Genomic DNA, 15,384 nt, shown 5'->3' with positions numbered 1-15,384 from the left:
TCCTCCTGCTCATCGTCGCCTGGACCAGCCTGCTGGTGGTGGCGAGCCGCTTCAGCCCGCAGACGGTGGAACTTTCCCGCTGAAAGGATTTCCCCCCGCGCCCGCACGCAATGGACGCCATCCACACCACCATCGGAGCATTGGCCGCAGGTCTGGTGACCAGCGTCCACTGCGTGGGTATGTGCGGCCCCATCGCGTGCGGGTTGTCCTCCCTCCCCGCCACGGAGGCGCAGCGGCAGGCGGGCATCATCGCCTACCATGTGGCGCGGCTCACCAGCTACGCGCTGGTGGGGGCGTTGTGCGGGGCGCTGGGCCGGCAGCCGCTGGAGTGGTTCTTTGCTTCGCCCGCGGCGCTGCTGCCGTGGGTGCTGGTGGCGCTGCTCATCCTCTTCGGCCTCGGACTTGAAAAGAAGCTGCCCCGCCCGCCCGCGCTGCTGCGTTTCACCACGCGCATGCGGTTCCGGCTCGGCCGTCTTTCCGCGGTGCGCGGTGGTGCGGCCATGGGGCTGCTCACGCCGCTGCTGCCGTGCGGGCCGCTCTACCTGTTGTTCGGCGCGACCTTGCTGAGCGGCTCCGCGATCCGCGGGGCGGAGTTCGCGCTGGCCTTCGGCCTGGGCACGGTGCCGTTGCTGTGGCTGGCGCAGCACCATGTCCGCTATCTCGAGCAGCGGCTTGGCCCCGTAGGCATGAACCGGGTGAAACGCGGCCTGGCGCTGGCCGCCGCGCTGGTGCTGGCGTTCCGCCTCCATGGCACCCTCCCCTTCCACGCCCCGGACTCCGCCGCCGGAAAGGAACTCCCATCCTGCTGCCACTGATGTCCTCCTGCCTCCATTGCGGAACCCACTTCTCCCCCGCCACCCCGGAGGAATCCTTCTGCTGCCGTGGCTGCGAATACGTCCACGGCCTGATCCACCATGAAGGGCTGGATCGTTTCTACGAACTGCGGGGCGGATCCGCGGCCAAGCCCGCGCGTAGCGTCCCCTTTGAATCCCACGATTTCTCATGGCTCCCAACCGGCACACGGGGGGACGAGGGCAACCAAAAACCCGGAGAGTCCGCGGAAGCGGATTTCTCGCTCGAAGGCCTCTCGTGTGTCGGTTGCGTCTGGTTGGTGGAAAAGATCTTCCTCCGCCAGCCCGGCGCGCTGGAAGCCGCGGCGCAACCCGCCACCGGCACGCTCCACCTGCGCTGGACACAAGGAGAGACGGACCTGCCCGCCTTCGCCCGCGAGCTGGCATCCTTCGGCTACACGCTGGGACCGTTCCGGAAAAGGAGCGGCGGCGAGACGCGGCGGCTGGGCGTGAAGCTGGGGCTGTGCGGGGCCTTCGCCATGAACGCGATGGTCTTCACCCTGCCCACCTACGTCGGCATGCCGGAGGACTTCGCCTTCGCCGGGATCTTCCAGTTGGTGGCCTTTCTTTCCGCGACGCTGTCCATGCTCACGGGCGGCACGTATTTCATCAGCCGGGCGTGGAAGTCGGTGCGCCACGGCATCCTGCACATCGACCTGCCGATCGCGCTGGGCATCCTGCTGGCCTATGGCGGCTCCATCACCGGCTGGGCGGCGGGGGTGAAAGGGCTGCTCTACTTCGACTTCGTGTCGATGTTCATCTTCCTGATGCTGGGAGGGAGATTCCTCCAGCTTTCCGCGGTCGAACGGAACCGCAACCGGCTCCAGCGGCAGCGGCCCGTGCCGGCGCATGTGACCTCCCCGGACAGGGACGGCGAGGTTCCGCTGGAAGAGATCACGCCCGGCCTGCGCTTCGCCCTGTCACCGGGGCAGTCCGTGCCGGTGGCCGCAACTCTGGACGGCATGGCGGCGGATTTCTCGCTGGAGTGGATCAACGGCGAGGCGGAGCCGGTCACGTTCCAGCCCGGACGGAGGCTTCCCGCCGGGGCCATCCACCTGGGGCAAAAGCCGGTGACGCTGACGGCGGAGGAAACGTGGGCGGACTCCCTGCTTTCCCGGCTGGCGGACACGCGGCGGGAGACGGTGCGGGTGCCCGCACTGGAGCGGCTGCTGCGTGTCTATCTGCTGTGTGTGTTGGCCATCGGCATGGCCGCGTTCTTCTGGTGGCTGCGGCATGTCCCCGCAGCGGAAGCGCTGCAGGTCATGATCTCCATCTTCGTGGTGTCCTGTCCGTGCGCGCTGGGGCTGGCGCTGCCCTTCGCTGATGAACTGTGCGGCTCCATCATGGAACGCTCCGGCGTGTTCATCCGGGAGTCCCTGCTGTGGTCCCGGCTGAAGACGGTGCGCACCATCATCTTCGACAAGACGGGCACCCTCACTCTGGAACGTCCGCTGCTGGCGGATCCCGGTGTCATCAAGGCGCTTCCTGCGGAGTCACGGCTGGCACTGGCCCGCCTGACCGCCGGTTCGCTCCATCCCGTATCACGCTCCCTGCTGGAAAACCTGGGGCATGAGGGGCAGACGCTGCTCCGCACCCACGGCCACGCGAAGATCCACGACACTCCCGGCGTCGGCAGACATTTCTTCACGGACGACACGGTGTGGTTCCTCGGCAGGCCCGGCTGGTTGAGCCAGGAAAACATCCCTTCACCCCCTCGCCGCACCGGCATTTCCCATGATGCGGAACTGCGCAGGAACGATGAGATCATGGCGTGCTTCCGCTTCCACGAATCCCTGCGCCCGGACGCGACCGCCGCCCTCAACGCGCTGAAAAAGGACCACCGCCTCATCATCCTTTCAGGCGACCGCTTTGAAAAAGTGGCTGCCGCCGCGGAGCTGCTGGGCATCCCCCCGGAGGACGCGTATGCCTCCCTTTCCCCCATCGACAAGGAGGAGATCGTCCGCCAACTGGACCACCGGGACACGCTCTACCTGGGCGATGGTGCGAATGACTCCCTGGCGTTCAACGCGGCATGGGCCACGGGCACTCCGGTGGTGGACCGCAGCCTGCTGGAGGCAAAGGCCGACTTCTTCTTCATGGGCCACGGGCTGCGCTTCCTGCCACGCCTGCTGTCCCTGGCACGGCGGCGGCGGCGGGTGGTCCACATCGCCTTCGCCTTCGCGCTTATCTACAACCTGGGCGCCATCTCCGTGTCCGCGCTGGGCCACATGAACCCGCTGGTAGCCGCCATCATCATGCCTCTCAGCTCCGCCGTTTCCCTAGCCATCGTCACCTTCGGCCTGCGGCAGCCCGCGTCACCCGGAGGGGAGAAAGCCAGCGATGCGGCTCCCCTTCATGTCTCCCCGTTGCCACAAGCGGCACGCATGCCGACACAGGGATGAGAGACCAGGTAACGCGAGTATCCCCATATCTCCGAAGAGCAGAAAGTCCTCGAAACACCATGGATAACCCTGTTATCCATCCCCCAAGTGATCAAGAATGAAGGTGACAGACGATTTCCTACGACGGATTGGGCGATGTTCACGCAATGCGTGGCGGAGGATCCCGACCGCTCCCGGAAAATACTGGAACAACTGTGCCAAACCTACTGGAAGCCGGTGTATGCCTATATACGGCGCAGCGGGCGCGGACCGGAGGATGGGGAGGATCTCACCCAGGCATTCTTCGCCCATCTGCTGGAAAATGGAACCTTCCTCAGGATCGACCGGAGCAAAGGACGCTTCCGGAGCTTCTTGCTGACAGCCTGCTCGAACTTCCTGAAAAACGACTGGCGGCGGCGCACCTCCTGGAAGCGGGGGGGCGGAATCATCCCCCTGTCGCTGGAAGGACTCAGCGAGGACGGATTTCAGGACAAGGAGCCGGCTGATACCCTATCCCCGGACCAGCTCTTCGACCGTCACTGGGCGCTGGCACTCATCGATACCGCGGTGGATCACCTCAGGCGGGAATATGAAAAGGCGGACAAAGCACGCCTGTTCAAACACCTGCGACCGTATCTGCTCGAAGACGGGATGCCAGTCGGGGAAGCCGCCGCCGAACTGGGAATGACCGAGGGCAGTGTGAAAGTGACCGTTCACAGGCTCCGCCGCAAGCTCGGTCATCTGCTGCGCGGGGAAATCTCCAGAACCGTGGAGAGTCCTGAGGAAATCGAAACCGAACTCCGCCATCTCATCGACGCCCTCAGGACCACCCGTGACAGGCCGATCCTGTAACCGGCGGCAGCCATTCCGTTTTCAGTGTTATGATGGACCCGTCCCCTCAGCCCCATCCAACAAAGGTTTCTCCGGAGATCTCCGGCGGTGAGGGGGACTTGTCCCAAGCCAGGAGGCTCCTGGAACTCGCCCTCCCGGACATGGACGGGACTTGGGATACGGCCAGCCTCCAGCCCGGGGATTTCCCACGGATCACAGGCTACGCACTGCTCGAACGCATCGGTGAAGGAGGGTGCGGGGACGTCTATCTGGCGGAACGGCTGCACGCGGGCTGGAATGAAGTCGCCCTGAAGGTTCTCAAGCCGGGTATGGACAGCCGCCTGATCCTGCGGCGCTTCGAAGCCGAACGGCAGGCTCTCGGCAGGATGAATCACGAAGGGATCGTTCCCATCGTCGATTCCGGCATGACGGAGGAAGGACGCCCGTTTTTCACGATGGAATATGTGCGGGGGACTCCCGTCACCGAGTATTGCGAGGGCAAGGGATTCGGCGTCCGGGAGCGGTTGGGGATCTTCCTCAAGATCTGCGACGCCATCCGGCACGCACATCAGAAGGGCCTGATCCACCGCGATATCAAGCCAACCAACATCCTAGTGACGGAGGAAAACGGAGAACCCGCCGCAAGGGTCATCGACTTCGGGATCTCCAAAGCGGTCGGAACGGATGGGTTCTCCGAAGCCACCCTCTACACGGCTCTCACCGGCTTCGTGGGTACGCCCGGCTACATGAGTCCCGAACAGATCGGCCTCGGATCCGACGATGTGGATACGCGGAGCGACGTCTATTCCCTGGGCATTCTCCTCTACGAGCTCCTCACCGGCAGCCTGCCACATCTTCCCGGCAAATCCGGCCCTGGCGGCATCGAGGAGATGCGCCGCGTCCTCCTGGAACAGGCCGTCGTGGCACCATCCGTCCGCATCGCCACCCGCGACACCCGCCGGGCCGCCCTCGTCCGGGGGGATCTGGATGCCATCACCCTGAAGGCTCTCGAAACGGACCGGGACCTCCGTTATGAATCCGCCACGGCCCTCGCACAGGACATCGATGCCTGGCTGCGGAATCTCCCCATCACCGCCCGCAAACCCGGAAGGGCATATTTGTTCGGGAAATTCATCCGGCGCCACCGGACGGGGGTCGCCGTCTCCGCCGGTTTTCTCCTCGTCGTGATCGGAGCTTCCGTGTTCAGCACCATCTCCGCCATCCAGGCGAAACGATCCGAGCGGGAAGCCCGGAGACATGAACAAAAGGCTCTCGTCGAAGCTGCGAAGAGTTACCAAGCGGCGATGTTCCTTTCCAGCATTCTGCAAGGAGTGACACCATCGATCGCTGACGGAGCGGACACAACCCTGCTGAAAAGCATCCTGGACAACGCAGCCAGCCGGATCGACAGGGAAATTTCCGGCCAGCCGGACCTGGAAGCCTATCTGAAAGAATCAGTCGGCTGGGCCTATCATCGGATCGGGAAGCAAAAGGAAGCGGAGAAGAATCTTCGCCGCGCCATCGACATCTACCGGACTTTACCGGAAGGGAAGATACGTCTGGCCATCGATCTCAACTGGTTGGGCTACGCCATCATGTCCCGCGATCAGGAAGAAGCCGCCATCCCGGCGAGAGAAGGATTTGAACGGATGCTCGCCCTGGCGGATGATCCCTCGATCCCCCCGCGACAACTCCGGCCACTGGCCGATACGGTTCCAAGTATCGCCTTAATCCTGAAAAATTCAAAGAAGCCCTACGAAGCCGAAAAAGCAGTCAGGCGGTGGATGGAATTCCAAATCAGGATACTGGGAGAAAACTGTCGGTCGGTCGCCGCCAGCCATTCGGCGATCGGACAGAACATTCTCCAACAAAAAGACAATCCCGATCGACTGAAGGACGCTGAAAAGCACTACCTCAAGGCGCACGATATTCTCTCCCGGCTTTATGGAGAGAGGCACGCGGAAACCCTGCGCATCCGCGGCAATCTGGGTTCCCTCCTGCTGCAACAAGCCCGCTTGGAGGAAGCCGAACCATTGATCCGTTCGGCATGCGAAGACTCGGGCCGGATCTTGGGAGAGGATCATCCGGAACATCTGCTACCCCTCCTCCGGCTTGCAAGCCTCGAACGCAGAACCGGAAATCTCAATGAATCCGCCGAGGCCCTGCGCGCCACCGCCGCCCTCCGCTCCGCGAATCCCTCCCACCGCCTCGAAATTCTCGACAATGAGATCACGACGCTCGCCCGTCTTTTCAAGGAGCGGGGGGAACCGGAGAAAGCCCTGGAACTGCTTGCCCTGATTTCCACGGATGACAAGGACCGCAACAGCACACCGGCACCTGAAGAAGAATATTGATGCTTTTGAAATGAAGTGACATACCCGCTCCCATGGAGGATGGCATGGTGAGGACAGGTTCCGGCATGCCGTCGCTTTGGGGAAATCATTACCTGCCTCCGGGCGTCACTCCATTTTTCACGAAGATCAACAAGGCGGCGGGTCCCCGAGCCCCCCATCGAAAACTTTCCTTGAAGTTGCCTTGTCAGGAAGTCCTGTGTACGATCCCGCCAGAACGTACCTATCCCGCAGGACATGACCCAAGACGAGTATCCGTTTGAACGCTCCCTTTTCGAGAAACTCCGGAGTTCCGAGCTATTCGTGACCTACCAGAATGCCTTCCGGAGCGCGACGGGCCTGCCGCTCCGGCTGGTGGACAATGATACGGGAACCTGGTGTCTGGATGAGGCCTCCGTGAACCGCAGCCCATTCTGTGAGAAACTGAACCTCTGCAGCTCCGCCTGCCACGCGTGCATCACCGTGAACCGCCGCCTCATGGAGGAGGCGAAGGTCAACGGCCCCACGACCTGCCATTGCTTCGCCGGGATGTCCGCCTCCGCGGTGCCGATCCTGGCTGGAAGCCGCCTCATCGGCTTTCTCAAGACGGGCCAGGTCTTCCACAACGTGCCGGATGAGGAAACCTTCCGCGCGGTGGCAAAGACGCTCTCCCGCCAGGGCCTCACCGAAAACCAGACGGAGGAAATGCGCACCGCCTACCTCCAAACCCGGACCGTGGAGCCGGAACGCTACCAGAGCATGATCACCCTGCTCTCCACCTTCGCCGACCAACTGGGCAAGCACGCGGAGAAACTGGCCATCATCGACGCGAACAACGAGCCATCCTCCGTGGTGCGGGCGAAGAAATACATCGAAAAGAACCTTTCCGAGCCGCTGCCACTCGCCCTCGTCGCCAAGGAGGCCGGGGTCAGCGAGTCCCACTTCTGCCGTCTGTTCAAAGAAGCCACCCACCTCACCCTCACGGACTACATCAACCGCCGCCGGATCGAGTGGGCGAAGCGGGAACTGCTGAAACCGGAGGTGCGTGTATCCGAGATCGCCTTCCAGATCGGCTACCAGAGCCTGTCGCAGTTCAACCGCAGCTTCGCCCGCTTCACCGGGAATTCCCCGACGAACTTCCGCCGGGAAGAACTCGCCCGTGCCGCCAGCTAGGCCGCTGGGACCGCTGGTCTCCAGACCGGCGTTTAGCTTCGCAAAGCACGTCTTCCGAATGGATGGCGTCTCTCGTGGAGTCATGGAATCAACCGCAGATGAACGCAGATTGGCGCAGATTGGCGCAGCTTGAAGAAACTCGTCCAAATCCTCTTTCTGTCCAATCCCCCTCCAACAGGTTCAAGGTGGCTCAGCTGTGGATTTTCCCGTCCACGAACACGCTCGACACCCCCGCCCGCGCCCGGCCATTCTTGCCGCGCGTTCGCCCATGAACCTTTCCCGCCCGATATTCCTCCGGATCCTGCTGCCCCTCGTGCTGACCGTTCTGGGCGCCGCCGTCTGCCTGCTGCTGCTGCCGGGGGAGACCGCCGCGGTGCAGTCCCAGCTCACCGGATTTCCGGATTCCGACGTTTCCGCCCATCTTTTCCGCCCCACCATCCTGGCGGGGATCTGTTTCCTGCCGGCACTGGCCGCCGTGGCCTACTCCCTGAGCGGCACGCTGGACCGCTACATCGCCCGGCAGTTCCTCGGCATCTTCGCCATCTGCCTGGCCGCCCTCTTCGCCATCTGGCTGCTAATGGACGTGCAGGACAACATCAGCGAGTTCCTCGAAAGCGGAAACGCACCGCTGACGATGCTGAATTTCTATTCCGCGCGCTCCTCCGCCATCATCCTGTTCCTGCTGCCCTACGCGCTGCTGCTTTCCCTGCTCTACTCGCTGGGGAAATTCTCCTCCTCCCGGGAAATCGTCGCGGTCGTCCAGACGGGCCGCAGCGTGCCGCGCATCACCGCCCCGCTCATCGCCGCGGGACTGTTCTGCACGCTGCTCTGCACCGGACTGAACTACCACTGGGCGCCCACCGCGGAGGGCCGCAAGGACGAGATCCTGGACGCCGCCCGCGGCAAGGACATCACCCAGGCGAAGAACGTGCTCTACCGCAACGCGGAGGCCCGCAGGCTCTGGATGGTCGGGATATTTCCGCCGAACTATGAAAAGGGCGCGCCGTTGCTGGATGTGGAGGTGACCACCACCCGCGCGGACCACTCTCTGGAAAGCCGCCTGACCGCCAGCCGCGCGCTCTGGGACCGCACCAAGCAGACATGGACGTTCGAGAACCCCACCATCGGGCTGTTCCGCCCGGGCATGCCGCCTGAGTTCATCCAGTCAACCACCCCCGTGATCCATACGGACTGGAAAGAAACCCCCTGGCAGATCATCAAGCCGGGGCTTTCCGCGAATTTCCTCGGCGTCCCGGACCTCAACGGCTGGCTGCGCGCGAATGCGGGCAACGAGGTGAGCCTGAACCCCGCACCCTACCTCACCCAGTGGCACTACCGCTGGGCGCTGCCCTTCACCTGCCTGGTGACGGTGCTGCTGGCCGCGCCGCTGGCCATCCACTTCTCCCGCCGTGGTGCGGGCGGCGGCATCTTCCTGGCCGTGGTTCTCTCCGCGCTCATGCTCCTGATCTCCAGCATCTCCCTGGTGCTGGGGGAATCCCGCATCCTCTCCCCCATGATGGGCGCCTGGCTGCCGAACATCCTCTTCGGCGTGGTTGGCTTCTATCTCTTCCAGCGTCGTCTGGCCGGCCGGCCCATCTACCAGCGGATCAAGGCCCTGTTCCCGGACGACAACGCCTGATCCCCGCTTTCCCAATCCTTTCATTCCCAACCATGGCCTTCGGCGACAACTGGCACCTCCGCTCCCGCGCCCGCGAATGCGCGGCGACTGAAACCCCATTCACCAACGGCCAGCAGATCATCACCGCCATCTTCCCCGACCCGGAGTCCAGCGGCTACCTGCGCAAGGATTTCTCCCTCGATGGCTGGAACGACCGCGCCGATGACGCCCGGAAACCGTTCTCTTTCTGGAAGACCACCTTCACCTCCACCGCCACGGCGGAAAAGCCCGCTGCGGAAAAACTCAGCGCGGAGGAAATCCTGCGCCGCCTCATCGAGGAAGACGAGGACCACACGGAGAACACCCGCTACATCCTGGCCGTCATGCTGGAGCGCCAGAAGCTGCTCCGCGAGACGGACAGCCAGCGCACGCCCAACGGCATCATCCGCGTGTACGAGCACAAGAAGACCGGCGAGGTCATGATCGTCCGGGATCCGGACATCCCCCTCGCCGAGATCGAGAAAGTGCAGGAGGAAGTCGTCGTGCTGCTGGAGAACAACGGCCGCGTACCGGAACCCGAGCACCCGGCGGAGGCGGCGGCGGAGACTCCTGAAAGTGAGAACCCGGTGGAATCCGTTTCCGCTGAGGTGGAAGAGGCGACGCCTTCCGATGAGTCCGATGACGACGAAGACGATGGGGATACGGAGAAGCGTGATTCCTGATGGAGCGCGGACTTCAGTCCGCCCCGAAGAATAGGGTCCTTATCGAAGCCAAGCGGACTGAAGTCCGCGCTCCGTCCCTGCCTCAGCGCATCGACGAGGCGATAGCGTCGGCCAGCCTGGAGAGCAGACGGGATTCGGCGGCGACCAGCGGCTCATAGCCGTCCTTTTCCAAGGGTTCCTTGGCGTTGAAAGTCTTCGAAACCCGCAGGGTCCTTGCCGGGAGGTCATACACGCGGTAGGATGCCTCGATGATCGCATGGCCGTCCGCCCCGCCGTGGAGCTGGCGGATGTCGATGACCACCTGCCGGGTGATCTCGCTGTCCCGCTGCCATGGATAGACCTGCACGTTCCCGGTGCCCAGACGACGGCCGAGGTTGGCGGCCATCACGCGGGAAATCCCGTTGGCCAGTTCACCGGCCCAGCGGTGGTCGCTGGCCACGGCCAGGGAGTGCTCCGACTCCTGGAGAACGAGGTTCGGGCGGTTGATGTATTCCGCCAGCACCACGGGCCCCACCCCGATGCTCCTGCCACCACCCGATGGCATGGGACCGTCCGCGCTGAGCATGTAGAAAGTCGTGCCACCACCGCAACCGGCGGCCAGCAGACAGGCGAAAAGCAATGGGATGAGTTTCGTCATTGAAACAGCGGGATCGCGGCAAACGATGTCACGTTTCGCCCGCTCCGCAATGTTGGATTTGCTGGCGGAGATGCTATTCCTCCACCGCATCCGCGGTCTTGCGCTTCTTGCTGATGCCGCGGAAACCGGCGTCGATCCGCATCGCGTCGGGATCGTGGTAGGGATTCAGCCGGAACACCCCATCCGCGTCCCGGACCACCGGACAGGGCCGTCCGTTGATGGCCGCCTCCACCACCACCGCCTTGGTCCGGATGACGATCTCCGACGGCAGGGTGCCGCGCGCCTGGTAGATGCTCCCACGCGGTGGGTAATGGAAGAAAGGACGGTAGCTGGCGTCGATGTGGCAGACGATCTTTCCGCCATCTTCCTTCACGATGATCTTTCCGAACGGAAATGAATCCGCCGTGACCTCCGCGACAGGTGTCCGGAAGCCCAGCCGCATGCTTTCCTCCGCCTCCGGTTGGTAGGCGACCCACGTCTTCATCGGCGCGGCGGACAGCAGCCAGCCCGTCTTGCTCTCCGGCAGTTCCAGTGTGGCATCCTTCACCGACATGGTCCCCTTCCCGACGGAAAACTCCGGTGCGGTGAGGAAATCCGGCCATGGATCTTCCTTCCCGTCGATGAGCCTGCGGGAAAAGGCCTCCGTGTAGCAGTTCCACTTCATCTCCAGCTTCCGCCCCTGCCGCTCCCAGGCGATCTCCCTTTCCAGTCCCTCCGAGGAGTCCTTTGTCACCTTCCCCGCCAGGATGAGGTCGCGGAAGGCACCGAATGATCCGTACTCCGCCTTGTTCCCCATCTCGACGACGAACCCGGACCGCGCCTCCACCCACTCCCGGTCCGGGATACCCTCGGCATCCGCGCCCGCGAGGTTGTCCTGATAGAGCACGATGTGGCGCGTGCGCTTTTCCAGCACCGTCCGGCATTTCCCGCGCAGGCGGGTGGCCTCCAGCGGCCTGACCGCGGCATAGACGTCACCGTCCTCGATGAACCACCAGTCGCCCGGCGACAGTTCAGCGGGCAGGGATTTCACCGGCTCCCGGTTGATGGACAGGCCCTCCACCCCGTCCGTCCAGCGCATGAGGAACATGCCTGCGGAAGCGCGGTTGACCTTCGACTTCACCAGCCGGTCTCGGTTCGTCGCGGTGTCGCTGGTGTAGGAGGCGATGAGCGTGTTCCGGTGCTGGAGGGTGCCCAGCCGGCCGAACTCGATGAACTCCCGCAGCCATGGCCCGGACGGACCGCCACGGTGGTCGGACAGGGGTTCGTCAGGCTTCTTCTGGAAATACAGGTCGCCATCGTCCAGGAAGCTCATGCCGTTGAAAACGTAGTGCGGGTAGAGCGCGCAGAACCGCTCGGGGCTGCCGATGGGCGCTTCCGGGTTCCGGCTGTTGTTCCAGAACGCGACCGCCCCCACGTAGCACGGCGCGATGACCCCGGAGCCGGTGGAGGATCCCAGCGTGTAGTCCGCCGTCTGGTAGTTCACATACTTCTTCGGGGCCAGCGGATCGGCGTCCTTTTCCCCCTCCAGCACGGGATGACGGTCGTGCGGGATGTGGGTCAGCGCGGCCTGCAGTTCATGGGGCATCTGCTTTTCCCATGCCACCGGGTCCAGGTAGTCCGGCAGGTCCGGCAGGCGGGCCTGCGTCTGGTTGAGCGGCCAGGAGGAGCGGAATGCCTTCGGATCCTCCCCGTCCCATTTCTGGAAAAGATTCAACCACACCGGCCGCCGGGAGGCGGTGGCGAAAAGGAAACGCTCGCTGTCGGAGCCGAACCATTGGCTGGGCGCCATGCGGCTGCCCGGCCCGGTGTTCCTGCCCGTGGCGGCGGACCAGGTGAGCACGCGGTTGATCCAGCACCGCTCCGCGATCATGTACGCCATCCGCCGTAAATGGGGATCCGGCGTGTGTTCCTTGATCATCTCCCAGTCGGTGATGCCGTTGAAATGGTTCTCCAGCAGGTTGTACTCCCCCACATCCCCGGTGGTGTTCTGGTGGTCCAGTTCCCGGCGGAAGCCCCAGTACGCCATCTTCTCCGCCTTCGTGTCGCCCAGCAGCGCTCCACCGAGGATCAGCGGGGTGAGGTGGCCGTGCACGTTCGACCCGTTGCCACCGGCGATCTCCAGCCAGTTGTCATAGTCATTGTCCGGGTGCGTCAGGTCCGCCTCCCGCAGCGTGCGCAGCAGCAGTTCCCGCGTCTCATCCGTCAGGGCCTCCGGCACGCGCAGCGCACAGATGATCCACTGGTGCATGGTCCGCGCGCCCTTTTCCCGGAAGGCGGGGATGTCCGCCAGTGCCTTCCGGCAACCGGCCGCGATCTCCGCATTCGCCGCCGCGACCAGCGCGGCATCCCCACTGGCGAGGTTCTCGAAGGTGGTCCGCCGGAACTTTTCCCGGCCGATGTTCTCGCGGAAATGCAGGCTCTGCATCCAGAACTCCAGCGCATCCTGCCCGGCCGCCTGCTTGCCCGCGAAAAACTCCGGCGGGTAGTCCGGCAGGACCCAGCGGCTGACATCCACCGGCTCCGCCTGCAGCGGTGCCAGCGAAAGGAAAAGTGCAGCCAGAGATGCGCGCCGCGTGTTCATGAGTGGGGATGTTTTCATCGGATCAACGGGAACGATTTTCCGACCACCGGCTCATTTTCCGGAGCGTTTCTCCAGCCATGCCTTCACGCCAGGCCAGGTCACCGCCAGGCTGCCCGCCGCATCCGGGTGGGTGCCGTCCGGGATGTATTTCTTATACGTTTCGAAGTCGTCCTTCTTCAGCTTCTCCCATGCGGCGTAGTGGTCGATGAGGTCGAACCCACGGGCCTTCGCCATCTTGCGGTAGTTGTCGTTGTAGTCCTGGAGCTTCGGCCTCCAGGAATGGCTCTGGTTGCCGTCCGGCACATCCCAACCCACGTTCATGACCTGGAGGACGATTTCCGTTTCCGGACTGCCCTTGCGGATGGCCGCGACGATCTTCTCCAGGTTCCCCGCCGCCTGCCGCACGGAGACGTCATACTTGTCCCGCGCGTCATTGAAGGCGAACTCCACCAGCACCAGGCCCGGCTGGAGCTTCACCACCTTTTCCTCCACATGCTGCAATCCCCAGCCCGAATGCTGGCCCGGCCCGGAGTTGTTCACGAAATTGACCTGTCCGGGATACTTCGCGTCGAACCAACGCTGCATTTCCTTCGCCCACTCCCCGCCATGGCTCAGGCTGGTGCCATAGACCACCACCGTCTCTTTCTTCCCCGCGGCGAGGTTCTTGAAAACATCCGGCTTCTCCGCGGCACACACGTTGCCGAGCATCACCGTCACCAGCACACCGATCCATCTTTTAACCATCCTCGCTTCTAGCAGGATCTTCCACTCCCCCGCAAGCCCCCCGAAAGTGGGGCAAGCCCGCCCGCATGGGTGCAGCGGAGTGATCCCTCCATCTTTGCGATGCCAAGCGGACTGAAGTCCGCGCTCCGTCACGCCTTTACCGCCCACCTCAGCTTCGCCGGGGAGCTGCGCGGGTTCATCCGACGTTCCTCCGCGCCGGCGACGACAGGGCCGTCGCTGATCCCTGCATAGATGCCGTCCCGCAGGCCTGCCTTGAACGCGAGCTTCACCCGCCGGTCCTCTCCGGAGTGAAAGGTCAGCACCGCGACGCGGCCACCGGGTTTCAGGCAACCGAGCACGGCACGCAGGAAGGCATCGATGGCGGTGAACTCTTCGTTCACGGCGATGCGGATGGCCTGGAAAACCCGGCGCACCGTCTTGTCCAGTTCCTCCTCGTCCGCCCGCACCGCCCCACGGATGGCCTCCGCGAGTTCGGTGGTGGTTTTGAAATGCTTCCCGGCCAGCGCTTGGGAGAGGGATTCCGCACGCGGCTCGTCGGAGTTGTCCCACAGGGCCTTCTCCAACTTCTCCGCGCCGGTCTTCGCCAGCCAATCCGCTGCGGAAACACCCCGCTGCGGGTTCATCCGCATGTCCAGCGGTCCCGCCGTCTTGAAACTGAAACCACGCGACGGATCGTCGAACTGCATGGAGGAACAACCGAAGTCCGCGAACACGAAGTCCACCTGTTCCCCCGCCAGCACCTTCGCGATGCCCGCGTAGTTCGACTTCACCGCGCGGAACATTTTTTCCCCGAAGCCCTTCTGCCGCAGCCTGGCCTCTGTCTTCGGCATCTCGATGGGATCGAGGTCCAACCCGGTGAGATGCCCGCCGGGGGAAATCATTTCCAGGATCCGCGAGGCATGGCCGCCATAGCCCAGCGTGCCATCCACACCGCGCATGCCCGGCTCCAGCGCCAGCGCTGAAAGGCATTCCTCCACCATGATCGGGACATGCGCTCCCGCCGGAGTCTTCCCGGAGGCGATCACCTTCGCCACGGTGTCCGCGTATTTCTCCGGATCGTGTTCCTTGTACTTGTCCTCGAAACGCCGCGGGTTCTTTCCGCTGTAGCGCTTCCGGCGTGGCGGGCGTGGTGACGGTTCCTCGCTCAAAGCTCCGAATACTTCAGGTTGTTCCCGCGCGCCTTCTCCACCGGGTAGCGCAGCTCGTTGTTGGCGATCTTCGCCTCCATCACCTCGCCCAGCTTCAGTCCCAGATTGTCCGCCAGTTCGAAAAGCAGGATGCCGACGTCCGCGATCTCCGAGGCGATCTCATCCCGCCGTGCCTCCACCCGCGCCGCGATCTGGTCATCCTGCTGCCAGACGAAGTGCTGCATCAGTTCGCCAGCCTCCGCGGCGATGGCCACGGAAAGGTCCTTCGCATTGTGGTATTTCCGCCACTCCCGCGCATCCACGAAGCCCTGGATGCGCCCGGTCAGCGCGGCAATCGAATCACTCATGCAGGGAAGAAACGATTTCAG

At 63.8% G+C, this 15,384-nt stretch carries 12 protein-coding genes; 7 read left to right on the top strand and 5 right to left on the bottom strand.

Features of this window, described 5'->3' with window-relative positions:
* Positions 1 to 110 precede the first annotated feature (110 nt).
* The 7 genes from KF712_18495 to KF712_18465 all read left to right on the top strand — a co-directional run bounded on the left by KF712_18495 (position 111) and on the right by KF712_18465 (position 9,906).
* A complete protein-coding gene (locus tag KF712_18495; GenBank protein MBX3742981.1) occupies positions 111 to 815 on the top strand; it encodes a sulfite exporter TauE/SafE family protein in 705 nt (234 codons plus the stop codon).
* Positions 815 to 3,253, top strand: coding sequence for a heavy metal translocating P-type ATPase metal-binding domain-containing protein (locus KF712_18490; GenBank protein ID MBX3742980.1), 2,439 nt, complete (start codon positions 815 to 817; stop codon positions 3,251 to 3,253). Before KF712_18495 ends, KF712_18490 begins: the two co-directional genes overlap by 1 nt.
* 135 nt (positions 3,254 to 3,388) lie before the next feature.
* Positions 3,389 to 4,084: a sigma-70 family RNA polymerase sigma factor gene (locus KF712_18485; protein MBX3742979.1), complete on the top strand. Its 696-nt coding sequence runs from the start codon at positions 3,389 to 3,391 to the stop codon at positions 4,082 to 4,084.
* Positions 4,085 to 4,224: 140 nt separating this feature from the next.
* On the top strand, positions 4,225 to 6,417 hold the full coding sequence (locus KF712_18480; protein ID MBX3742978.1) for a serine/threonine protein kinase: 2,193 nt from the start codon (positions 4,225 to 4,227) through the stop codon (positions 6,415 to 6,417).
* A gap of 234 nt (positions 6,418 to 6,651) precedes the next feature.
* The gene (locus KF712_18475) at positions 6,652 to 7,566 is read left to right on the top strand and encodes a PocR ligand-binding domain-containing protein (GenBank protein ID MBX3742977.1); all 915 of its coding nucleotides are present in this window, start codon (positions 6,652 to 6,654) and stop codon (positions 7,564 to 7,566) included.
* Positions 7,567 to 7,834: 268 nt separating this feature from the next.
* Entirely contained in the window at positions 7,835 to 9,205 is a 1,371-nt protein-coding gene (locus KF712_18470) for an LptF/LptG family permease (protein MBX3742976.1), read from the top strand.
* 32 nt (positions 9,206 to 9,237) lie between these two features.
* Positions 9,238 to 9,906, top strand: a complete 669-nt coding sequence (locus KF712_18465; GenBank protein ID MBX3742975.1) for a hypothetical protein — start codon at positions 9,238 to 9,240, stop codon at positions 9,904 to 9,906.
* An 82-nt stretch (positions 9,907 to 9,988) separates the two neighbouring features.
* On the opposite strand, the gene KF712_18460 is transcribed toward KF712_18465, so the two are convergent.
* The 5 genes from KF712_18460 to KF712_18440 form a co-directional block, all read right to left on the bottom strand.
* Positions 9,989 to 10,543: a membrane integrity-associated transporter subunit PqiC gene (locus tag KF712_18460; protein ID MBX3742974.1), complete on the bottom strand. Its 555-nt coding sequence runs from the start codon at positions 10,541 to 10,543 to the stop codon at positions 9,989 to 9,991.
* Positions 10,544 to 10,616: 73 nt separating this feature from the next.
* Positions 10,617 to 13,124: a hypothetical protein gene (locus tag KF712_18455; GenBank protein ID MBX3742973.1), complete on the bottom strand. Its 2,508-nt coding sequence runs from the start codon at positions 13,122 to 13,124 to the stop codon at positions 10,617 to 10,619.
* 51 nt (positions 13,125 to 13,175) lie between these two features.
* Positions 13,176 to 13,868: an SGNH/GDSL hydrolase family protein gene (locus KF712_18450; GenBank protein MBX3742972.1), complete on the bottom strand. Its 693-nt coding sequence runs from the start codon at positions 13,866 to 13,868 to the stop codon at positions 13,176 to 13,178.
* 128 nt (positions 13,869 to 13,996) lie between these two features.
* On the bottom strand, positions 13,997 to 15,016 hold the full coding sequence (gene rsmH, locus KF712_18445) for a 16S rRNA (cytosine(1402)-N(4))-methyltransferase RsmH (protein MBX3742971.1): 1,020 nt from the start codon (positions 15,014 to 15,016) through the stop codon (positions 13,997 to 13,999).
* The gene (locus KF712_18440) at positions 15,013 to 15,363 is read right to left on the bottom strand and encodes a nucleotide pyrophosphohydrolase (GenBank protein ID MBX3742970.1); all 351 of its coding nucleotides are present in this window, start codon (positions 15,361 to 15,363) and stop codon (positions 15,013 to 15,015) included. Before KF712_18440 ends, rsmH begins: the two co-directional genes overlap by 4 nt.
* Positions 15,364 to 15,384: the final 21 nt, after the last annotated feature.

This window comes from Akkermansiaceae bacterium, from assembly GCA_019634595.1.
GTDB lineage: Bacteria > Verrucomicrobiota > Verrucomicrobiia > Verrucomicrobiales > Akkermansiaceae > Luteolibacter.
Note: the sequence above shows the minus strand (reverse complement) of the source record. Positions and strands in the feature narration are given on the sequence as shown.